This window comes from Stappia albiluteola (genome assembly GCF_014050225.1).
Classification (GTDB): Bacteria; Pseudomonadota; Alphaproteobacteria; order Rhizobiales; family Stappiaceae; genus Hongsoonwoonella; species Hongsoonwoonella albiluteola.
Window position 1 is genome coordinate 50,548 of record NZ_JACFXV010000058.1, and the last position, 20,727, is coordinate 71,274.

Sequence of the window (20,727 nt, forward strand, 5' to 3'; positions counted from 1 at the left end):
CATTGGTCGCGCCCATTCTCATTTGTCCACAGAACCCGCAATCCAAGCTATTTGCTTGGCTCCGCCGCCATGGCAAAGAGGCGGCGCCTGCCCGCAGTGCCGGGGCAGGCCTGCAGCCCATGCAAGCAGCCGAAGCAAGTCAAAGCCGCGATTTCGCCAGCGCCACCCAACAAGCTCGTGGCAAGGCAACAAATGGCGGTGGAAAAAGTTTTTTGGCCAAATTTGCCCCAGAACTGCGTGTTAGTGCGATCATAGTCTGCAATAAAACTGATTCGGCACCGGCAAGAGACAGGTGATGCGCTTTCGCGGCAAGTCATTCATCGCAATTGTGCTCAGCCCCGAGCACCCTCGCAACGAATGGTTCAAGGAGATTGACCGGATCATCTCTCGTTCGCCTGGATTCTTCCTGAACCGACCTATCGTCCTCGACGTAAGAGGCCAGAAGCTTTCAAGCGACGAGTTAGAAGATCTGCATAAGGAGATCATTTCCCGTGGCATTCAGGTCATGGGGATTGAGGGTGTCGCCGACATGAAGCTGAAGCCCGGAATGCCGCCCAGCATTTCCGGTGGCAGGTCGACGAGCGACATCGATGCGCCTGGCGAACCTGACGTGAGCGTCAAGGCGGAGAAGGCCGTCCCGGAAAAGCAGGTCCCTACCAAGGCAGAAGAGCCTTCCGGGGAAGCGGCGTCCAAGGCGGCGGCGGACACCCTGACCGAAACGGAGGACAAAGCACAGTCTTCCGGCGGCTCGCTCCTCATCTGCGAACCGGTGCGCTCCGGCCAGAGCATCCTCTTTCCGGAAGGCGACGTGACGGTGGTGGGCGCTGTGAGTTCGGGCGCCGAAATCATCGCCGGCGGTTCGATCCACGTCTATGGCGCGCTGCGTGGCCGCGCCCTGGCAGGAATCTCCGGCAATTCCAACGCGCGCATCTTCTGCTCCAGGCTCGATGCGGAACTGGTCGCCATCAACGGCATGTACAAGGTGGCCGACGACTTCGAGCCTCGACACATCCGCAAACCGGTGCAGGTCCAGCTCAAGGACGACCGGCTGATCTTCGAAACGCTGGACTGACAGGACGGGACTACGAAAATGGCAGACGGCAAGGTAATCGTGGTGACCTCCGGCAAGGGAGGCGTTGGCAAGACCACCTCATCGGCGGCGATCGCAGCCGCTTTGGCGCAAGGCGGCGACCGGGTCTGCGCCGTCGATTTCGATGTCGGACTCCGCAATCTCGACCTGATCATGGGCGCCGAACGGCGCGTGGTCTTCGACCTCGTCAACGTGGTGCGCGGCGAGGCCTCGATTACCCAGGCGCTGGTGCGCGACAAGCGGGTGGAGAGCCTGTTCCTGCTGCCCGCCTCCCAGACCCGCGACAAGGACGCACTGACCGAGGAGGGCGTCGGCAGCGTCATCCGGGAGCTGCGCATGTCCTTCGACTGGATCGTCTGCGACAGCCCGGCCGGTATCGAGCGCGGCGCCACGCTGGCGATGAAATTCGCCGACGAGGCGATCATCGTCTCCAACCCGGAAGTTTCGTCGGTGCGCGACTGCGACCGCATCATCGGCCTGCTGGATGCAAAGACCGTGCAGGCCGAAAGCGGCAAGCGGATGCCCAAGCACCTGCTGATCACCCGCTTCGACGCCGAACGCGCCAAGAAGGGCGAGATGCTTTCGGTCGATGACGTCGTCGACATCCTTTCCATCCCGCTCCTCGGCGTCGTCCCGGAAAGCAAGGAAGTGCTGAAGGCTTCCAACGTCGGCATGCCTGTGACGCTTTCCAGCGAAGGCAGCGCGCCCGCGAAGGCCTACGCGGAAGCGACGAGGAGGCTGCGGGGCGAAGACCTGCCGGTCAGCCTGCCGAGCGACCGCAAGGGCCTCTTCGGCAAGCTCTTCCGCGGGAGGGCTGCATGAATATCTTCAGCCTGCTGACCCGAAGGACGAACACGGCCGTGGTCGCCAAGGACCGGCTGAAGATCCTTCTCGCCCATGAGCGGGTCTCGACCGGCAGCAATGCCGAACTCGTCAACAAGCTGCGCGAAGACATCCTGGCGGTGGTGCGCAAGCATCTGGAGATCGATCCGGAAGCGGTGAAGGTCGAGATGGACCGCAACGGCGACATGACCATGCTCGGCATCGACATCGAGCTTCCGGTCGACAACAAGCCCGCCGCCGAGGACGAAGGAAAATCCGCAAGCAAAGCGGCCGGCGCCTGATCGACGCCGGCCGATTTCCCCTGCCCGGCCTGAGGGCATTCCGCTATTCTCGCCCCCGATCCCGGCACGACAAAAAGCCGGGAGAACGGGGGTGGAATGCGTTCCTTTGCCGAAATCCGCGAAATAGCCGCTGCCAGGAAAGGCGGCGAGGCAGCGCTTGACGCCCTGCTGCTGACGCCGCGCAGCGCCGGTGAAATCCGCGCGACGCCGGCCGACCGCTGGCTGAGCGAGATGACGCGCTGCGTCTTCCAGGCCGGTTTCAGCTGGTCGCTGATCAACAAGAAATGGCCGGGTTTCGAGGACGCTTTCGAGGGTTTCGACATCTTTCGCTGGACGCTGATGTCGGACGAGGACATCGACCGCCTCGCTCGCCACAAGGACGTCATCGCCAACGTGGCGAAGATCCAGTCCGTCGGCACCAATGCCCAGTTCCTCGCAGGGCTTGAGCGCGAGCACGGTTCGGCCGGCGCCTTTTTCGCGGCCTGGGAACCTGAAAACTACGTCGAACTGCTGCAGGTGCTGAAAGCCCGCGGAAGCCGGCTAGGCGGCAATACGGGACAGATCTTCCTTCGTCGCATGGGCGTCGATGCCCTCGTCTTCTCCAAGGACGTCGTCGCCGCCCTGCAGCGCGAAAGCATCGTTGCCAGGGCGCCATCATCGCAAAAGGATTTTAAGGCCGCGCAGGCCGCGCTGAACGAATGGCGCGCGGAAACCAGACTGCCTCTCACACAGATCAGCCAGATACTTGCATTCTCAGTGGGAGAGTGAGTTCGGCGTGCCGGAGGAGGGTTTCTGGTGGCAATCGTCGTTCGAACCGGAAATTCAGCACCACGATCTGGTGGAGACGCGTCCAAGTGGCCGTTCCGCAACCGCGGCATTCTCCGATGACATGGAGACCGTCAGCCGACGATTGCACGCACCCGCCAAACCAAGGCCACTCACCCATGAGATTACTTTTGGTGCAAGCGGATTTCGTTCGCACCCATGGCCAAACAGCTTTCGGCCGGATCTGTCCGGAGATGGCAGCTACTCCACATTCCTCGTCAATTCGTCGCGCTCGCATCTTGCGTAGTCTGACGCATTATTTGAAAACTCTATTGCTCGCTTGGCAAAAGAGAGGCTTTCTTTCGCATATGTATCTAGTCGGCGGATGTAATCGTTCATTTCACTGATAAAGTTATCGATCTCGTAGGGCTTACATGAATGTCGTCTTGTATAGGAATAGTCTTCGAGGCAACGAGGCACGCTAGGTCTCGTATAGGTTTTTGGCGCGCTTGGTACGATCCCGTAGAATGAAGGTTCATAACAGTATCCCGATGCATTGGCATGGCCAAACATGGTTAAAACAATCGCAACTCCGAAAAATGTTCTGATAACCATCAAAACCCCACTTCACGCTTACCAAAATTAATTTTCTTTATTAAATTGAATGCCACTGCCGCTGGGCAAGGCATTGCTGTTTGTTTCTTGCCGGTGACCTGCGCCTCAAATTCCCCCTGCTATTTCGAGGGCACAAGGCTTATTTCTGACCTCATGCGGCCTGCTTTTCCAACCTGATTTTCACAGCAATCTCGCTAGAGCATATCCCGTCAAATCCGATTCGGATTTGGCGACAAGGATATGCTCAAAGCATTGATCCTGGAGCGATTTCTTATCGACCGGATGATCCCATCCGGTCGGAAAGCGCTCTAGGTGAAATACCGTCGAGCGCCGAATACGGTCTCTCGTCCGCAGGAAAACACGCGCTGTCTGCTTTCGGGAAGACTTTCCTGATGACGATCTCGAGATCGACCGGCAAGGCGAGTTTTGCCGCACCCAAAGCCTAAGTGCGGCGGAAAAGCCGAAAGGCAAAATAAAATCAGATATTTGGGCTAAATGGTGGTGCCCAGGGCCGGAATCGAACCAGCGACACGCGGATTTTCAGTCCGCTGCTCTACCAACTGAGCTACCTGGGCCAAGGCGGATGGTCGTCGAAAGAAGCCATATCCACCAGAAGTGCCGGTCTTATAGAAGCTGACAGGGCGTCTGTCCAGCGGGGCCAGGCGACTTTTTCACAGGCCCGTTCGTCAATGGTGCGAGTAGCTTGCCCTTGCAGCGGCATCGTTCTGCAGCCCGGTTGGAGGCTCGATTTCGTAGACGCAGGGGCGCAGAAACATTCGCCTCCGGTGGCCGTGCCGGCCGAGCGCTGACCGACGACAGCCCCGCCAAGTCGCCTGAAAAGCTTCTTCCGGAGCAGGCTGGCTGGCGGCCTTGTCAGAATGATTCAAGGCATACGGTCCTAAAAGTTCTTGATGACGGAGATCGTAGCCGAGGCGTCGGAATATTCCCGCGTTACGTAATTCGACTGCTGACGATGCAATTCGCCCGTCAATGCAAGTGCGACATCCTCGCGGACCGGTACCGTGAGGATCGCGCGCAGCCAGCCTTCGTTGTCGTACTGGGTCTGCGTCAGGCTGACCGCAGGGTTGGGTTCGTCATAATCGCGGCGGATATAACCGGCCTCCAGATCGAACGCCCAGTCATAGGGCACGGCATCGATCGGCGACGAGAACGTATAGGTGGCACCGAGCGCGAAGCCCGCCTCCCAGCTCTGTTCGAAGTTTGCGCTCGCTTCCTCATAGTCGGCAAGCACCTGCACCCACCATCGGATCGCTTCAGTCGCCTGGCGGGAATAGGTCACGACGCCGAGCAACTGGTAGCCGTCGTAGTCGGTGACCGTCGGATAGGTGGCTGTATCGTTGAACCAGCGCCGACGGATTTCCGCCCGTGCGTTCAGGCTGCTCTGGATATCCGGCAGCATCTCGAATTTCAGGCCGGAGCCCACCGAACCCGAATAATTGGCGCCGTTGAGCCGCACGCCACCGAGGATGCCGTAGACCCCGAGGCGGGCATTGTCGATCTCGAAGCGGCCGAGACTGAAACTTGGACCGAAAGTCAGCTCCGCCAATTCGGTATCGAGCCTCGTGAAGTCGGCGTAGCGCGACCCGTAGAAAACGAGATCGGCCTCAAGCAGATCACCCTGATTGCCGACGTCGTAAGCCCCATGTACGCCGCCGGCGATGAAACCGTTGACATCCGGATCGCCGACCGCGGTCTCATCGAGAACATATGGAATGCCGTTGAGGGTGACGAACCTGCTGCTGGGGCCGGCATTGGCATTCGATTGGTAGCGCACACCAAGGATCACTGTCCCGGAAATGCTTGCCGGATCCTCCGCTTCCTCGATCGCTGCAAGATAGACCGCCGCCCGTTCCCGCGTTTCAGCCGTGGCTGAATTGCTCGACTGGGCGAATTCCAGATAGGTACGAGCCACTTCGAAGGACCCGAGGCGAAAATAGAGGGCACCAAGTTCAAGCTGCGCCGCCCCGAGCCCCGGCGAAAAGATCAATAACCGCTCCAGCGTGCTGATTGCCGCTTCATAGTCGCCGAGCGTCACCGAGACCTCGGCATAGCGGAAAGCCAGTTCCACATTCTCCGGCGCGGCAAGCGAAGCGGCCAGGAGGTCCGCCTGTTCGGCGACTAGCTGCGGATTTGCTCCCTCAAGCGGGTCGAAAACCTGGGCCAAGGCTGGCGGCGACAACAACATGGCAGCCACGCTCGCCCTGGCCGGGATCGAGCGGAGCGCCTTGCACAGATACTTGAAGGCTGGAAGATGACACACGCAGAACCCCGGCAATAAAGAAATAATTTATTATTACCCTAAGGCATTTTCATTGTCGGAGTCGCGATCCGCGTACACCTATTCATAAGTTGGGTTAGTGATGTTGTAGCACTGCAACAATTACGGATATTGAATACAATTAGCGGAAGAATTCTGACAAGAATCAACCGGCGCCGCTGCGGATTAACGGCGGCGCCGGCCGGGATAGAGTCTCACTCGACTTCGCGAACACGCTCGTCGAGATACGGCTTGTAGGCACCGCCCAGTTCGGCGATGTAATCGGCCACGACCTGCTCCAGCCCGGGCCCGTAGTCGTAGGCATTGAGCCCAGCCGTGGCGAAGATCTTGTAGCCATCGCCGCCGCCGCGCATGTAGTTATTGCTGACGACGCCGTAGACCTTTTCCGGATCAAGAGGGACGAAGGTTCCGCCCTCGTTGACCTCCGCCTTGATGATACGGCCTTCGCCGGGCTTCTTCGCCCTGGTCCAGGTGTAACGCAGCCCGGCGACCTGCGGGAAACGGCCGGCACCTTCCTCGACCTGCGAAACGCCGTTCTCAAGCGCGGCCAGAACATCCGCCCCCTTGAGCTGGAAGGTCGACAGCGTGTTCTGGAAGGGCAGCACCGTCAGCACTTCGCCCATGGTGACTTCGCCGCCTTCAATTGACGCACGCAAGCCGCCGCCATTCTGGATGGCGATCTGGATTCCCTGATCCTTGACCCGATCCAGCATGGCATCGGCAACAAGATTGCCCATCTCGCATTCGCGGGCGCGGCAGCTGTCGCGCGAGCCGTCGATGGTTGCGGAGGTGCTGCCGACCACCTGCGCCTTCAGTTCTTCCAGTGGCCCGGCAAGCTCTGTCACGCGTGCGGCAACCGCCTTGTCGGCTGGTACGGAAGCGTCCAGCAGGATCGGCTCACCGACAGCGGAAACGACGTTCCCGTCATCGTCGAAGACGACCTCGACCTCGCCGACATACTTGCCGTAGGCATAGGCCTGAACGATCGGGACCTGCTTGCCGGCAGGATTTTGCACGACCACGGGATAGGGCCCCGCCGCATTCTCTGCCGTGTTCGAGAGCAAGGTGTGAGAATGACCGCCGACGATGACATCGATCCCCGGAACGCGGGACGCAATCTGCATGTCGCGCGGCAATCCCATATGCGTCAGGGCAATGATCTTGTCGACGCCGGCAGCCTCAAGGCCTTCCACTGCGCCCTTGAGATAGTCTTCGGCCGTCAGGAACCGCACATTCTTGCCAGGAGAAGAGGTTTCCACCGTGTCTTCCGCAAGAACGGAGACGATGCCGATCTTCTGGCCGCCCCGCTCCAGAATGATTGCGCCGGGAATACGCCCCTTCAGCGTCGGTTCGTTCTCGACGTCGACATTGCCCGATAGAACCGGGAAATTGACGAGATCGAGGAACCCCGCCAGTCCCTGCGGACCATCGTCGAATTCATGGTTCCCCACCGCCATAGCATCGAAGCCGATGGCCTCCATGAACTCCGCAGCGGCCTTGCCTTTGTAGGTGGAATAGAAAAGGGAACCCTGGAACTGATCCCCGGCATCGAGGGTCAGGACATTCCTTCCCGCCTCACCGAGCGCCTTGCGGCGCTCGTCGATCTTCGACTTGATCCGGGCGACACCGCCAAAGCATTCGCCCTTCGTATCTTCCTCGGCCGAACAGGTTGAATCGTATTTGTTGATCGGCTCGATACGCGAATGCAGGTCGTTGATATGCAGGATGGTCAGCGCGTATTCGGCCCACGCCGCCTGCGGCGCCAACGTCGCCGATGCCGCGAGCGCCGCAAGGCAACTCCCCAGGAAAATGCGCTTCATCTCGGTCTCCCCAAATTTAAACCCGGTCTTTCCGGCCCCTCCGCACATACCCGGCAGGATTGGAGGAGCGCGGCTCATTTCACCTTCCCCCGATCGGCGGCCCGCCGCGCTCCCGCGCCCGAACTGCCAAGGAAAGGAGGCTGCCCCGCTAACTCATTTATCCCGCAGCGGAAATATAACGCACCGCCGCAAGTTTCATACATTAAAATGTTGATTTTCAAGCGATTTACTTATCGCGTCGGGCAATTCGATTGACCGCACCGCCCGGTTGCCTTCAGATTGCCAGCCGATATCCGGGCCGTCCAGCAAGAAAGGTGATATTTCAACGGGGTGTGAATATCGCGGATGAACTTCTCAAGCGAATAATCCCGGCGCCGAACATGCCGGCACCAGGAGAGAATTGCCGTTCAGAAGCTCAAGTTACAGCCCGCCGCCGGGATAAGGCTGATAACCGTAGGTCTTCGTGCTCAAGAGGAAGGAATTGTTGGCGTCCTGCAAATTGAAACGCCCTTCGAGTGGCCGCTTGGGATCGGCATGCAGCACAGGCTTCGGTATTGGAGAGAAGTATTTCGGCTTCAGTCCCGAATTGAGGCTGCTGAATGCCTGGAACTGACCGGCCTTCGGCTTGTTTGAGCTGCCGCCGTTCTGACCGGGTTGGCCCGATAGCAGACCGACGATCCGTTTCGTCAGGTCGGCAGGCGTCCTCCCCACTGTGCCCTGCCCTCCCTGCGCGAAGACGGAAAAGCCGGAGCGATAGACGAGTTGGTTACCGCCCGACTGCCCTTGGAAGGAAAGCTGATTGCCGTAGAGCAGGGAATAGACGGACTGGCCTCCGTCCTCGAAGAACGTCGCCATGCCGCCACGGATACCGACCGTCCCCTGGCGGGTGTTGATCGTCACGCCGCCCTTTTCCTTCGACAGGCGTCCGCCAACGAAGCGGGCGACGCCCTTGCCGAACGTCGCGACCAGCTTTCCGGCACCGGATTGCGGATTGTAGACGAACTCGTCGATCACCAGATCGGAATCCGGACCGACTGTAAAGGTCGAACCATCGACCAGAAGCACTTGCACCAGGCCGATGCGGTCAGTGCGGATCCGTTCGTTGTAGAAAACGGATTCCTTGATACGCATCGTGCGCACACGGCCGTTCCGCTCGGCTTCGGCGGATTGGTTCACTGCGCTCGTCACACCCACCCCGTTATCCGCCGTTGCAGTGGCAACGCCGGAAAGCAGCAAAATGATGCCAGCAAGCAAAATACGGGATGGTTGCATTTTTCTCGCCCCTTGCAGTCAAAGGTTTCACGTAGCGAGAATTTATTTCGACAAGAACTCTCGCGGACAAGCAATTCATACACCGCAAGCCGCGAAATACTGTGACTCATATTACATTTCGTCAATCCGATGTGGTCTTTAGCCGAAGCCCGTGATCCAATCGCAACAATTGCCGCCGAACGGACCCTGTCTAGCCGTGCTTTACCGCCTTGCCGAGTTCGCGCTCCAATTCGTCGAAATCCTCCGGCTCCATCTCGACCACCGGCACCGTGTAGCTTCCCGAAAGCCAGCGATTGAGGTCGACATCGGCACAGCGTTTCGAGCAAAACGGATGGAATCGCTCGGCGGAAAGCTTGCTGCAGACCGGGCAGGGCCGCGCCCGGCGGAAAGCCGTCTCGGTTTTTCCGGCCTCGCCCTTTTCCGCTTCGTCTGACATCTCCGCGTTCCTTTTGCTGTGAAGTCGCAAGCCGGTGCGGGTTTAGCTGTATTTCAGCGTGATGCCGCCATCGACAAGCAATTCGATACCGGTGATATAGCGCGCTTCGTCGCTGGCAAGAAACAGGGCCGCATTTGCCACGTCCCACGCGTCGCCCATATGGCCCATCGGCACCTGCGCGTCGCGCACCTTCCACATTTCCTCAACGTCGCCGCCGGCATAGGCCTTGGCAAGGCCCGCCGCCTTTTCCACCATCGGCGTCTTCATCAGGCCGGGCAGGACCGCGTTCACCCGAATGTTTCGGCCGGCATATTCGGCGGCCGTGGTCCGCGTGAGGTGATTTACCGCCGCCTTGGTGGCGTAATAGGTGGAATAGGGCACGCCGGTATAGCGAACCGACGCGATCGAGGAGATGTTGACGATCGACCCTCCGCCCTGTTTCAGCATCACCGGGATGGCGTGCTTCATCGTCAGGAAGACGCTTTTCAGGTTGATCGCATTGACGCGATCCCACTCTTCCTCCGGCAGTTCGACCACGCCGCCGACCTCGGCGATGCCCACATTGTTGTCGAGGATGTCGATCCGCCCGAATGCCTTGACGGCGGCTGCCACCATCGCAGCCACCTCGTCGTTTTTCGTCACGTCGCAGCGCACCGCGATTGCCTTGCCGCCCTCGCCTTCGATGATGGACCGCGTCTCATCCGCTGCCTTCTCGTTTATATCCGCGCAGACGACACTCGCCCCCTCCCGGGCGAAGAGAACGGCGGCAGCCTTGCCATTGCCCCATCCGGGACCGACCGAGCCGGCTCCCACCACCAGTGCGACCTTGCCGGCCAGACGTCCCGTCATGCCTTCCCCCCGTTTGTCACAGCTTCATTATGCAGCGTGCGGTCGGCATCCCTCAGTTCGGTCTTCAGGATCTTGCCGTAATTGTTCTTGGGCAGGCTCTCCAGCCGGATATATGCCTTGGGCCGCTTGAACCGCGCGATACTGTCCAGGCAGAGCCGGTCGAGATCCGCCGGCTCGGCGTCTCCCGCGTAATAGGCGATCACCACCTCGCCCCATTCCGGATCCGGACGGCCGATGACCGAAGCCTCGCGAACGCCCGGATGCGACAGCAGCACCTCCTCCACTTCCCGAGGATAGATGTTGCTGCCGCCCGAGATGATAACGTCCTTGGACCGGTCACGAAGCGTGACATAGCCTTCGCCGTCAATCGAGCCGACATCACCGGTGTGCAGCCAGCCGCCGCGCAGCGCATCGGCGGTCGCTTCCGGGTTATCCCAGTAGCCGAGCATCACCGTATCACCGCGAACGAGTATCTCGCCGCTCTCGCCTTCCGGGACCGGATTGCCATCCGCGCCGCCGATCCGCACCTCGACCGCGGAATTGACGAGGCCGGCAGAACCGAGCCTCTCCAGCCAGCGGGGATGATCGCGGTGCGCGATATCCGCCTTGGAAAGCACGGTACCTGTCATCGGTGTCTCGCCCTGACCGTAGATCTGGGCAAAGCGCGGGCCGAAACGGTCAAGCGCGCGGACGATATCGGCGACATGCATCGGCGCGCCGCCCCAGATGATCGTACGGATATTTTCCGCCGCGACATCCCGCCCGCACTCGACCAGCCGCTTGATCATGGTGGGCGCGGCGAACATCGATGTCCCGGGCCGATTGTTGAAGAAGGACAGCACCTCGTTCGGCTCGAAACCGCCCGACTCCGCCACAGCGTTGACGCCGAAGCGGCCGACATGCGCCATGATGTAGATGCCGGAGCCATGGCTCATGGGAGCCGCATGCAGGAGCGTGTCGCCCGGCATCGTCGTATCGACATCCGTGAGATAGGCGAAAGACGTCGCCATGAGGTTGCGATGGCTCAGCATCGCACCCTTCGGGCGCCCCGTGGTGCCGGATGTGTAGAAGAGCCAGGCGAGATCGTCCGGCGCGGCTTCCGCCAGAGCCGACGCATCACCTGAATACAGCCGGTCATAGGCGGGCGAGGCAACCGTGATCAGATGCTTCAGGCTATCGGGCGCCTGCGCCGCAAGTGACGCTTCCAGGTCCTTCCCGACGAAGGCGACGGCAGAGCCGGAATGTTCAAGGATCCACGCAGCTTCGGCCGCATGAAGCTTGGCGTTGATCGGCACGGCGGTCAGGCCCGCCCACCAGATGCCATAGAGGATTTCCAGATACTCGGCGCAGTTCTTTGAGAAGATCGCGACGCGGGCATCCCGCCCCACACCCGGCAGGCTCTTCAGGCCGAAAGCGAGGCGCGCCGCCCGTTCGGCAAACCGCGCATAGGAGGCAATCGTCCGCTGACCGATCGCAATTGCAGGACTGTCAGGCCGTGCCCGCCCGGCACGGTGGAGCCAAGCCGCCAGATTCATCGATCCTCCCGAAATCGGCCGCCTTCCCTCTATGGAGAAGTTCACGCATCTTGGACCGCGCGCACTGCGCAACGCAATCCTAGTTGCTCAGCCTTTCGGGAAAACTCCACCCAAAGAAGAAGCCCCTCAGCCTGCAAGCGCGGCCGGATCGTTCCACGTGGCGGTCACGGGATAGCCGAGCCCGCTCAATAGATTCGAGGTCTCGTAGAGCGGCAGGCCCACCACGTTCGCGTAGGACCCCACGATCTTCGCCACGAATACGCCAGCCAGCCCCTGAATGGCATAGCCACCCGCCTTGCCGCGCCATTCGCCGGATGCGAGATAGGCCTTGATTTCGTGCCGGGACAGCCGCTTGAAGCGAACCCGTGTCTCCACGAGCCGCTGGCGATAGACGCCCGTCGGCGCACTCACGCATATGCCGGTGTAGACGCGATGCGCGCGGCCCGAAAGCAGCTGCAGGCAGGCATCGGCCTGATCGTAGGTTTCCGCCTTGGGCAGAATGCGGCGCCCGACGGCCACGACCGTATCGGCGGCAAGCACAAGCCCCCGCTCTCCATCCGGCAGGCGATCCGCGCCGCGGCGGGCCACCTCGGCCTTGGTCCGGGCAAGACGATTTGCCAGCGCGCGCGGGCTTTCCCCGCGATGCGGCGCCTCGTCGATGTCGGCCGGCAGGAGGTGATCCGGATCGATGCCGATCTGCTGCAGCAACGCCAGGCGACGTGGCGAACCGGAGGCCAGGACGAGTTTGGGGCGTTCAGTCATCGCGTGCCGACCGGATGAAATTGATGCAGACGAACGTAGATGCCAATCGGCACAATCACTTGAAGCGGTAGGTGATGCGGCCCTTCGTCAGGTCGTAGGGCGTCATCTCGACCAGGACACGGTCGCCCGCAAGCACCCGGATGCGGTTCTTGCGCATCCGCCCGGCGGTGTGGGCAATGATTTCGTGGTCGTTTTCAAGCTTGACGCGAAAGGTCGCGTTCGGGAGCAGCTCGGTAACCACTCCGGGGAATTCAAGTACTTCTTCCTTGGCCATTCGGTGTCCTGATCTTCAATGCCAAAATGAGGCCGTTCCGACGCCAGCAAGCCTGGAGCGACGATACGTCCCGAATTCGGCCGAACTGTTCCGGATCGCGTCCCGGTCACTTTCCGAAATGCCGATCCGAAAGGAATACGCCTCAGCGTGGCCGGGAACCTAGCGGATCGGAAAGAGAAAGTGAACAGGGTGATATGCGTGAAGTCGAATTACCGTCAATTGGGAGCTCTTTCCGGTGGAACAGAGCGATACGCCACCTCAATCCGAGCGATCCAGCAGGAAAGGGTGGGGCGCGGTGGGGCCTCCCGTCCCCCGTATCCGGCCGAACCGATGAATAAATCGCCGGCAAGTCCGTTCGAGGGCAACCCCACATGGCGGCCCGATCGCCGCCCCCAGACGATCGTCCTACGGCAGGGAGACTGTCACCGTGTCACGCGCCCCGCAGCCAGACTAGCGACAACGCCGCGACAATGCACCCATTAGTTGCATATAGGTCAGCCGCTCGGGGCCGGCGACCATCCGAAACGCTTCTTGATACGGGCCATCAGCAGATCGCGCACCTGCCGGTATGAATCGAGGATCTGCTCGCGCGAACCGGTGGCGACGGTTGGATCCGGTGTCGGCCAGTATTCCACGTCGACGGCCTCGGTGCGCGTCATCTCCAGGGCCTTGTGATGGGCTTCCGGCGCCAGTGTGATCACGAGATCGAAGCCGGACTCGTCCAGATCCTCGAAAGTCTGCGGCCGATGCTTGCTGATATCGCAGCCGATTTCCTGCATCACCGCTTCCACAAACGGATCCGGCTCGCCGTCGCGCACGCCGCAGGAACGCACGTAGATCTGCTGCGGAAAAAGTTGGCAGGTAATGAAGGCGGCCATGGGCGAGCGAACCGCATTCATGCCGCACATGAACAAGACGGCGCTCGGACGCACGCCCTCCACCGGCCCTATCCTTTCCAGTGCAGGGCGCAGATGAGTGTGAACAGACGCCGCGCGGTCTGCATGTCGAGCGCGATCTTGCCTTCCAGCCGCTCCATCAGAATCTGCGAGCCATCGTTGTGGACGCCGCGCCGGCCCATGTCGATCGCCTCGATCTGGCTCGGCGTCGCGCTGCGGATCGCCTCGAAATAGCTTTCGCAGATGAGGAAATAGTCCTTGATGATCTTGCGAAGCGGCGTCAGCGACAGGATATGGGTGACGGCGGGTCGTCCGTCTTCAAAGGTCACCTCGAAGACGAGCCGCTTCTCCAAGATCGATAGGCGAAGACGAAAGGGGCCTTCCAGCTCACCCGCGGGTTCGAAGCGGTTCTCCTCGATCAAGTCGTAGATCGCGACAGCGCGCTCATGCTCCACATCCGGCGTCGAGCGGGCGATCGAGGCCTCGTCGAGTTCTATCTCGACAAGGCGGGCCTTGTCCTGCGGGTCAGCGCCGCCGCCTTCCGTCATGCCGCCGTTCCATCCATCCCTTTTCTCGAGGGTCTACATATTCAGCCGGATCGCCACCGACCTGCCATGCCCCGCCAGCCCCTCCGCTTCGGCCAGCGCGATCGCGGCGGGTCCAAGCACTCTGAGGTTATCGGCGTTGCAGCGCAAGATCGACGTCCGCTTGACGAAATCGAGCACCGAAAGGCCCGACGAGAAACGGGCCGAGCGCGCTGTCGGCAGTACGTGGTTCGAACCGCCGACATAGTCGCCGATCGCTTCCGGGGTGTGGCGGCCCAGGAATATCGCTCCCGCATTGCGGATCTGCCCGAGCAGGGCATCCGGATCGTCCACCGCAAGCTCAAGATGCTCGGGCGCAATCCGGTCCACCAGTGCCGGCGCCTGATCGAGGCTTTCGACCACGATCACCGCGCCGAAGTTGCGCCAGCTGGCTCCGGCGATCTCTCCACGCGGCAACAGCTTGAGCTGGCGCTCGACAGCCTCGGCAACAGCGCTCGCGAATTCGCCGTCGTCAGTGATCAGGATCGACTGGGCGCTTTCGTCATGTTCTGCCTGGGAAAGCAGATCGGCTGCGATCCAGTCCGGATCGTTACCGCCATCGGCGACGACGAGGATCTCGGACGGTCCGGCGATCATGTCGATGCCGACAGTGCCGAACACACGCCGCTTGGCCGCCGCGACGTAGGCATTGCCCGGCCCGACGATCTTGTGCACCGGGGCGATGGATTGCGTGCCGAAGGCAAGCGCGCCGACAGCCTGCGCGCCGCCGATACGATAGATTTCCTCGACGCCGGCCAGGCGGGCGGCAACCAGCACCAGCGGGTTGAGCGTACCGTCCGGGCTTGGCACAACCATGGCGATGCGCTCGACGCCGGCGACCTTGGCCGGAACCGCATTCATCAGCACGGAAGATGGATAGCTCGCCGTGCCGCCCGGCACATAGAGACCGACAGCGCCGATGGCAGTCCAGCGCGAGCCGAGTTCGACACCGGTCGCATCGGTATAGCGGTCGTCGCGCGGCATCTGGCGGGCGTGATGGCTGGCGATCCGGTCACGCGCCAGTTCCAGCGCCTTCAGCGTCTCCCCATCGACCCTCTCGAAAGCGGCCGAAATCTCTGCCTCGGATACCTTCAACTCGTTGACGGAGGCCGCCTGCAGACGATCGAAGCGGGCCGTGTAGTCCAGGAGCGCCGCGTCGCCTCGCGCCTTCACGTCTTCAAGAATGGCCCGCACCGCTTCGTCGACATCCGCCGAGGCCTCACGCTTGCTTTCAAGCAGGGCAACGAATTCCTGCTCGAATGCCCCGCTTGCGGTTGAAAGCCACTGGACCACTCTTTTCACTCCTTCACTGCGCCAGCAAGCCTTGCCGCGGCGCCGGTATCCCTCAGCCTCGCCCTTTCGTCAGGACGTTCCCTCGTGGTGTGGCATATGCTCCGTTGCCCACGCGGCTCCAAGATCGGCAAGTTGCGCCTCGATGCACTCGACATCGAAGGCAAGCGCCCCGCCGCCGGAAAAATGCAGCACGACATGGCCGGCCGGAGCATCGGTTTCCGAGTACTCGATCGCCAGCAAAGACAGGACGGCATCCTTGTCCTCGCGGCGGATCCGGCTCGCCTTCAGATTGGAAATCCGGGCGAAGGAAAGCGCCGACCGACGACGCTCGAGTGGCTGGCGGCGCGTACCCGAACGCGTGTCCCCCGGCAGCTTGTCCCAAGCGAAGCGATTCATCGCCAGCACCAGCTTCCCCTCACGTGGCAGGTAGCGGATATCACCGACCTTCAGCACCGCGTCCTGCACCTGCGCCGAAAGGATTTCCAGATCTTCCCTGTCCAGTGCCGCAAGCTTCAACTGTTCCATTTTGCCGGCGCCCACCCGTCTGGCGCCCGCGCCACCCTTCTCCGGCCAAAACCGGGAAGCAGGCGCAGGCCACATGACCTTCTCGCCAAATCCTATCCGGATTTGGCGGGATATGCTCTAGCCGCTCACCGTGCGCAAGGCAACCGGTGCGAAAAGCCCTGAGAGACGCAGATATTCCGTAAGACCGCCCTCGCCTCAGGCGGAAATGCGCTCGATCTCAGCTCCGCAACGCGAAAGCTTTTCTTCGAGCCGCTCGAAGCCGCGGTCGAGATGGTAAACCCGGTTGACCGTGGTTTCCCCCTGGGCCGCCAGCCCGGCGATCACCAGCGAAACCGACGCCCGAAGGTCGGTCGCCATTACCTGGGCGCCGCGCAACTCCTGCCGGCCTTCCACGATTGCCGTGCGTCCGTCGACATGGATATTGGCGCCGAGCCGGGCGAGCTCCTGCACATGCATGAAGCGGTTCTCGAAAATCGTCTCGGTGATGCGGCTGGTACCGCCCGAGCGGCTCATCAGCGCCATGAACTGCGCCTGCAGGTCGGTCGGGAAACCGGGATACGGCTCGGTGGTTATATCGACCGGCGCGATGCCGTTGCCATTACGGTAGACGCGGATACCGCCGTCCACTTGCGTGATCTCGGCACCCGTTTCGCGCAGCACGTCGAGCGCGCTTTCCAGAAGATCGGCGCGCGCGCCCTGCAGCACCACGTCGCCGCCGGTCATCGCAACGGCCATGGCATAGGTGCCGGTCTCGATCCGGTCCGGGATGACCGAGTGGCGATGGCCGCCGAGCCGCTGCACGCCCTGGATATGGATGGTATCCGTGCCGGCGCCTTCGATCTTGGCACCCATGCCGATCAGGCAATCGGCGAGATCCTTCACTTCCGGCTCGCGGGCGGCGTTTTCAATGATAGTCTCGCCCTTGGCGAGGGCGGCCGCCATCATCACCGTATGCGTGGCGCCAACTGAAACCTTCGGAAAAGCCACACGGTTGCCGATCAGCCCCCTGGGGGCCTTGACGACCGCGTAGCCCTGTTCGATCACCGTATCGGCACCAAGCGCTTCAAGACCCTGGATGAAGAAATCCACCGGACGCGTGCCGATCGCGCAGCCGCCCGGCAGCGATACCCGCGCCTCGCCGGTGCGCGCGACGAGCGGGCCGATCACCCAGAAGCTCGCGCGCATCTTCGACACGAGCTCATAAGGCGCCGTGGTGTCGACGATCGTCGCCGCCTTCAGATGCAGCGTCTGGCCCGTCATCGCGTCCTGGCCAAGCCGGCGACCGTCCACCGAATAGTCGACGCCGTGATTCGACAGGATATGCATGAGCTGGGCGACGTCGCGCAGGCGCGGAACATTCTCCAGCGTCAGAGTTTCCTCGGTGAGCAAGGAGGCGATCATCAGCGGCAGGGCGGCATTCTTGGCGCCGGAAATCGGCAGCGTGCCGTTCAGTTCGTTTCCGCCGACGATCCTGATCCTGTCCATGTGCCCACCGCCTGAAATTAAGAGAGGAAACCGCAAAATTCCGCCCGCTCGCGGGCCGTTCCGTCTAGCACCATGGCTGTGGCCAAAGCAAGGCGGGGCAAACCCGCAGCGTTAGAACTCGCCCCCTAATCCTCCTCCGCTTCGTTGCTGGACTTTCGCTGGGCATCCGTTTGCGCCTCCTTTCGACGGCGCAGATTTGCCCGGAGTGCTTCCGCAAGACGCTTTTCCCGCTCCAGCTTCGCGTCCGGCTTGGCAGCGGGTTTCCGGCCGGATGGCCAGCTGGATGAATTGTCGGTTGAACTCGTCATCGTGCTCACAGCGGTCAACGCGCTTGCCGGGATTGAACTTCGGTCGTGTCGGGGGCAACTCACGCGATTCTCTCCCCGCATTCTAGCGCGCGCTGCATGGCATCGGGCAAGGAATCCCGCCTCCGACCAATAGCAATCCTGCCTCTCCGCGAGACAGAGGATGGCGACTGTCCACAAGCGGTGATAGGGTCTTGCACCACGCACGGGGATATGGCACAAGCGCTCGCGTCCGGTGGGCCTTGCGGTCCCGCTGTCGATTTTCGCGTCGGCAATCGACACCCGCTTCGGATGCTGCGGTAGCTCAGTGGTAGAGCACTCCCTTGGTAAGGGAGAGGTCGAGAGTTCAATCCTCTCTCGCAGCACCAGCTTTCTTCCAAACGCACGACAACCTGAATACTCAGCCAAACCAATAAGTTGCCTGAGTATGTTGCTATGCCGAGTCGCAAAACTCCCGGCGATTGTTGACCGCCGGGGAGTGTTGTTGGATGCCTTGCCGCTTACGCGATGAAGCGGAAGTCGTCGGCGGTGAGCTGCCCGATCTCCACGCCCTTGAGCGTAAGCGAGGCGTCGCCGTCGAGATCGATCACCACGTCCTCCGCCACCTGCGCGGCATGGGAAAGCACGTCGTCGAAGCTCGCCAGTCCCGAGCCCGTATCGAAGGCGACCGCATCGACAATGCCGTCACCCGCGACATCGCCATCGCCAGCCGCGAAGGCATCAAGCACCTGTGCGCCCGCAGCCGCATCGAACTGGAAGATGTCGGCATCCCCGGCCGACGTCGCCGCGAAGGCCTCGCCCGCCACCGCATTGTCGCCCGGCACGCCGATGACGTTCACATGCGCCGTGACGGTGTTGGAGGTTTGCGTCGCCCCCGTCCCGTCATTGACGGTGATCGAGATGTCCCGCCCCGTGCCGGTCGGATCGTTGCTGGTGTTCAGGTAGCCGACCGAGCGCAGCGCTGCCTGATAGGCCGTGACAGTCGCATTTCCAGAGAGTGTGAGAGTACCGGAGGAACCATCAAAAAACCCGGAAATGCCGTTTTGATTGTTAAAAGTGAGGACATCCTGACCGGCAACAAAGTTGTCAATATCAATTGTCGCACCGACAAGCGTTGTGCTGTCTACATCGGATATCGTCAAGTTCGTGGCGAATGCCACAGCGCCACTACCTTCGATATAGCTCGGCCCGATGCGTTCTGTCCCGTCGGCGTTGTAGATCTTGCGGAACACACCATATCCCGAACCATCTTGGCCATTGGAATGCCATGCCACCACAAAGCCCCCATCCTCAAGGGCTGTAACGGATGGTCGAGATTGTTCATTCGGTGTATAGCTGTTAATGCGGAACTCGGAACCGATCGCACTACCGCTAGCATTGTATCTCCTGCCATAAACTCCCCAACTCGAACCGTCCTGATTGAACGAGTTCCAAGTTACGACGAAGCCACCATCCGTGAGCGCCGTTACATATGAATCGGATTGCGTATCTGTTGTGAAATTGTTAACGCGGAACTCAGAGCCGACCGCGCTGCCACTGGAATTGTAGCGCCTTCCATAGATACCCCAGCTCGAGCCATCTTGATTGAACGAATGCCACGTCACGACGAAGCCGCCATTGACTAGACCTGTGACAGAAGGCTCGTTCTGATGATTTGTTGTATAGCTATTGATTCGAAACTCGGAGCCTACTGTACCTCCGCTTGAATTATATCGCTGCCCGTAGATGCCCCAGCTTGATCCATCCTGATTAAGGGAATGCCATGTGGCAATGAAGCCACCATCCGTCAAAGACGCGACCGATGGATAAGCCTGAACATCCGTTGTGTAGCTGTTGATACGGAACTCTGAGCCCACCCGGGTTCCACTCGCGCTATATCGTTGGCCATAGACTCCCCAGCTGGATCCATCCTGCTGAAGCGACGACCAAGTAACAACGAAGCCGCCATTCTCCAATGCAGCAACCGATTGAAATGTCTGATGGTTCGTCGTGTATGTGTTCACACGAAACTCAGATCCAACGGCTGACCCAGCCGAATTATATTGCCGCCCATAGACCCCGACGCCTGAACCATCTTGAAGATTAGACTCCCAGGTCACTACAAAGCCGCCGTTAGCTAAACCGGCGACGACCGGAAGCCCCTGATTTTCCGCGGTCGTATTATTCACACGAAACTCGGTACCAACGGCAATTCCTGCCGCATTGTATCTTTGCGCATATATTCCATAGGCCGAACTATCCTGAAGATAGGAGCCCCACGTCACGACGAAGCCTCCATCCGCCAAAGACGCCACAATTGGATCGGCCTGGTTCTCCGACGTATAGCTATTGACGCGAATATCCCCGCCCGTTGGCGTTGGCAGGTTGAGGACCGGCGCCTCGTTGGCGACTGACACCACCTCGACGTTTGCGCTCGCCTGCGTCACGAGTTCCCCGTCGCTGACCTGGTAGCTCAGCGCGACATTGCCGTCGAAGCCGGCGGGTGGCGTAAACGTCCAGGTGCCGTCGCCGTTATTCACCAGCGTGCCGGAAGCGGCGGTGAGGTTCTGGATGGAAAGCGCGTCGCCGTCCGGATCGGAGGCGAGGGCGAGGAGCTCGGCTTCCGCGATGATCAGCGGCGTGTCCTCTGCCGTTTCCAGCGAGACGTCGCCGCTGACCACCGGCGCGTCGTTGACGGCTGTGATGCCGACGGTGACGCTGACCGGGGCGGAGGCGGCGTTTTCCGCACCGCCGTCGTCGACGGTAAAGCTGATCGTGCGGGACAGGCCCTGCGCGCCCGCACTCGGATTGTCGCTGGT

Annotated in this window: 18 protein-coding genes and 2 tRNA genes; 5 read left to right on the forward strand and 15 right to left on the reverse strand. The window is 61.1% G+C overall.

The genetic code is table 11. The annotated features are described in order from the left end of the window. Nucleotides 1-295 precede the first annotated feature (295 nt). From minC to H2509_RS13845, 4 genes are all read left to right on the forward strand, one after another. Nucleotides 296-1,072, forward strand: a complete 777-nt coding sequence (gene minC / locus H2509_RS13830; RefSeq protein ID WP_182166216.1) for a septum site-determining protein MinC — start codon at nucleotides 296-298, stop codon at nucleotides 1,070-1,072. An 18-nt stretch (nucleotides 1,073-1,090) separates the two neighbouring features. Further along, a complete protein-coding gene (gene minD, locus H2509_RS13835; protein WP_182166218.1) occupies nucleotides 1,091-1,912 on the forward strand; it encodes a septum site-determining protein MinD in 822 nt (273 codons plus the stop codon). After that, on the forward strand, nucleotides 1,909-2,214 hold the full coding sequence (minE, locus tag H2509_RS13840; RefSeq protein ID WP_182166220.1) for a cell division topological specificity factor MinE: 306 nt from the start codon (nucleotides 1,909-1,911) through the stop codon (nucleotides 2,212-2,214). The genes minD and minE overlap by 4 nt, the downstream gene beginning before the upstream one ends. 96 nt (nucleotides 2,215-2,310) lie before the next feature. Further along, on the forward strand, nucleotides 2,311-2,982 hold the full coding sequence (locus tag H2509_RS13845; protein WP_182166222.1) for a DNA-3-methyladenine glycosylase I: 672 nt from the start codon (nucleotides 2,311-2,313) through the stop codon (nucleotides 2,980-2,982). Between the two features lie 1,111 nt (nucleotides 2,983-4,093). Here the strand turns inward: H2509_RS13845 and H2509_RS13850 are convergent. The 14 genes from H2509_RS13850 to murA form a co-directional block, all read right to left on the reverse strand. Continuing rightward, nucleotides 4,094-4,169, reverse strand: a tRNA-Phe gene (locus tag H2509_RS13850). A gap of 323 nt (nucleotides 4,170-4,492) precedes the next feature. After that, nucleotides 4,493-5,875 (reverse strand): tetratricopeptide repeat protein, encoded by a 1,383-nt coding sequence (locus tag H2509_RS13855; protein ID WP_182166224.1) that lies wholly within the window; start codon nucleotides 5,873-5,875, stop codon nucleotides 4,493-4,495. 212 nt (nucleotides 5,876-6,087) lie between these two features. Next, nucleotides 6,088-7,713: a bifunctional metallophosphatase/5'-nucleotidase gene (locus tag H2509_RS13860; protein ID WP_182166226.1), complete on the reverse strand. Its 1,626-nt coding sequence runs from the start codon at nucleotides 7,711-7,713 to the stop codon at nucleotides 6,088-6,090. 420 nt (nucleotides 7,714-8,133) lie between these two features. Beyond that, nucleotides 8,134-8,907 (reverse strand): FecR family protein, encoded by a 774-nt coding sequence (locus tag H2509_RS13865; RefSeq protein ID WP_182166228.1) that lies wholly within the window; start codon nucleotides 8,905-8,907, stop codon nucleotides 8,134-8,136. 268 nt (nucleotides 8,908-9,175) lie between these two features. Continuing rightward, complete coding sequence (gene yacG, locus H2509_RS13870; protein WP_182166230.1) at nucleotides 9,176-9,421, reverse strand: DNA gyrase inhibitor YacG; 246 nt, start codon at nucleotides 9,419-9,421, stop codon at nucleotides 9,176-9,178. Nucleotides 9,422-9,463: 42 nt separating this feature from the next. Then, a complete protein-coding gene (locus H2509_RS13875) occupies nucleotides 9,464-10,270 on the reverse strand; it encodes an SDR family NAD(P)-dependent oxidoreductase (RefSeq protein WP_182166232.1) in 807 nt (268 codons plus the stop codon). Continuing rightward, nucleotides 10,267-11,805, reverse strand: coding sequence for an AMP-binding protein (locus H2509_RS13880; RefSeq protein WP_182166234.1), 1,539 nt, complete (start codon nucleotides 11,803-11,805; stop codon nucleotides 10,267-10,269). The genes H2509_RS13875 and H2509_RS13880 overlap by 4 nt, the downstream gene beginning before the upstream one ends. A 126-nt stretch (nucleotides 11,806-11,931) precedes the next feature. Further along, nucleotides 11,932-12,567, reverse strand: coding sequence for a Maf-like protein (locus H2509_RS13885; RefSeq protein ID WP_182166236.1), 636 nt, complete (start codon nucleotides 12,565-12,567; stop codon nucleotides 11,932-11,934). 55 nt (nucleotides 12,568-12,622) lie between these two features. Then, nucleotides 12,623-12,841 (reverse strand): translation initiation factor IF-1, encoded by a 219-nt coding sequence (gene infA / locus H2509_RS13890; RefSeq protein WP_013653834.1) that lies wholly within the window; start codon nucleotides 12,839-12,841, stop codon nucleotides 12,623-12,625. 494 nt (nucleotides 12,842-13,335) lie between these two features. Continuing rightward, on the reverse strand, nucleotides 13,336-13,749 hold the full coding sequence (locus tag H2509_RS13895; protein WP_182166266.1) for an arsenate-mycothiol transferase ArsC: 414 nt from the start codon (nucleotides 13,747-13,749) through the stop codon (nucleotides 13,336-13,338). A 38-nt stretch (nucleotides 13,750-13,787) separates the two neighbouring features. Continuing rightward, nucleotides 13,788-14,285, reverse strand: a complete 498-nt coding sequence (locus H2509_RS13900; protein ID WP_182166238.1) for a UPF0262 family protein — start codon at nucleotides 14,283-14,285, stop codon at nucleotides 13,788-13,790. Nucleotides 14,286-14,318: 33 nt separating this feature from the next. Beyond that, complete coding sequence (gene hisD / locus H2509_RS13905) at nucleotides 14,319-15,614, reverse strand: histidinol dehydrogenase (protein WP_182166240.1); 1,296 nt, start codon at nucleotides 15,612-15,614, stop codon at nucleotides 14,319-14,321. Between the two features lie 69 nt (nucleotides 15,615-15,683). Next, on the reverse strand, nucleotides 15,684-16,139 hold the full coding sequence (locus H2509_RS13910) for a DUF2948 family protein (RefSeq protein ID WP_182166242.1): 456 nt from the start codon (nucleotides 16,137-16,139) through the stop codon (nucleotides 15,684-15,686). A 195-nt stretch (nucleotides 16,140-16,334) separates the two neighbouring features. Next, the gene (murA, locus tag H2509_RS13915) at nucleotides 16,335-17,624 is read right to left on the reverse strand and encodes a UDP-N-acetylglucosamine 1-carboxyvinyltransferase (protein WP_182166244.1); all 1,290 of its coding nucleotides are present in this window, start codon (nucleotides 17,622-17,624) and stop codon (nucleotides 16,335-16,337) included. 598 nt (nucleotides 17,625-18,222) lie between these two features. Here murA and H2509_RS13920 point away from each other — a divergent pair. Next, nucleotides 18,223-18,297: transfer RNA gene (locus H2509_RS13920), tRNA-Thr, on the forward strand. Between the two features lie 132 nt (nucleotides 18,298-18,429). Here H2509_RS13920 and H2509_RS13925 read toward each other — a convergent pair. Continuing rightward, a partial coding sequence (locus H2509_RS13925) for a cadherin-like domain-containing protein (protein ID WP_182166246.1) occupies nucleotides 18,430-20,727 on the reverse strand: 2,298 nt, incomplete at its 5' end.

What these genes read in the sequence shown, in the direction of transcription:
- minC (WP_182166216.1), top strand. Translation starts at nt 296, where the DNA reads ATGCGCTTTCGCGGCAAGTCATTCATCGCAATTGTGCTCAGCCCCGAG.
- minD (WP_182166218.1), top strand. Translation starts at nt 1,091, where the DNA reads ATGGCAGACGGCAAGGTAATCGTGGTGACCTCCGGCAAGGGAGGCGTT.
- minE (WP_182166220.1), top strand. Translation starts at nt 1,909, where the DNA reads ATGAATATCTTCAGCCTGCTGACCCGAAGGACGAACACGGCCGTGGTC.
- H2509_RS13845 (WP_182166222.1), top strand. Translation starts at nt 2,311, where the DNA reads ATGCGTTCCTTTGCCGAAATCCGCGAAATAGCCGCTGCCAGGAAAGGC.
- H2509_RS13860 (WP_182166226.1), bottom strand. Translation starts at nt 7,713, where the DNA reads ATGAAGCGCATTTTCCTGGGGAGTTGCCTTGCGGCGCTCGCGGCATCG.
- yacG (WP_182166230.1), bottom strand. Translation starts at nt 9,421, where the DNA reads ATGTCAGACGAAGCGGAAAAGGGCGAGGCCGGAAAAACCGAGACGGCT.
- H2509_RS13875 (WP_182166232.1), bottom strand. Translation starts at nt 10,270, where the DNA reads ATGACGGGACGTCTGGCCGGCAAGGTCGCACTGGTGGTGGGAGCCGGC.
- H2509_RS13880 (WP_182166234.1), bottom strand. Translation starts at nt 11,805, where the DNA reads ATGAATCTGGCGGCTTGGCTCCACCGTGCCGGGCGGGCACGGCCTGAC.
- H2509_RS13885 (WP_182166236.1), bottom strand. Translation starts at nt 12,567, where the DNA reads ATGACTGAACGCCCCAAACTCGTCCTGGCCTCCGGTTCGCCACGTCGC.
- infA (WP_013653834.1), bottom strand. Translation starts at nt 12,841, where the DNA reads ATGGCCAAGGAAGAAGTACTTGAATTCCCCGGAGTGGTTACCGAGCTG.
- H2509_RS13895 (WP_182166266.1), bottom strand. Translation starts at nt 13,749, where the DNA reads ATGTGCGGCATGAATGCGGTTCGCTCGCCCATGGCCGCCTTCATTACC.
- H2509_RS13900 (WP_182166238.1), bottom strand. Translation starts at nt 14,285, where the DNA reads ATGACGGAAGGCGGCGGCGCTGACCCGCAGGACAAGGCCCGCCTTGTC.
- H2509_RS13910 (WP_182166242.1), bottom strand. Translation starts at nt 16,139, where the DNA reads ATGGAACAGTTGAAGCTTGCGGCACTGGACAGGGAAGATCTGGAAATC.
- murA (WP_182166244.1), bottom strand. Translation starts at nt 17,624, where the DNA reads ATGGACAGGATCAGGATCGTCGGCGGAAACGAACTGAACGGCACGCTG.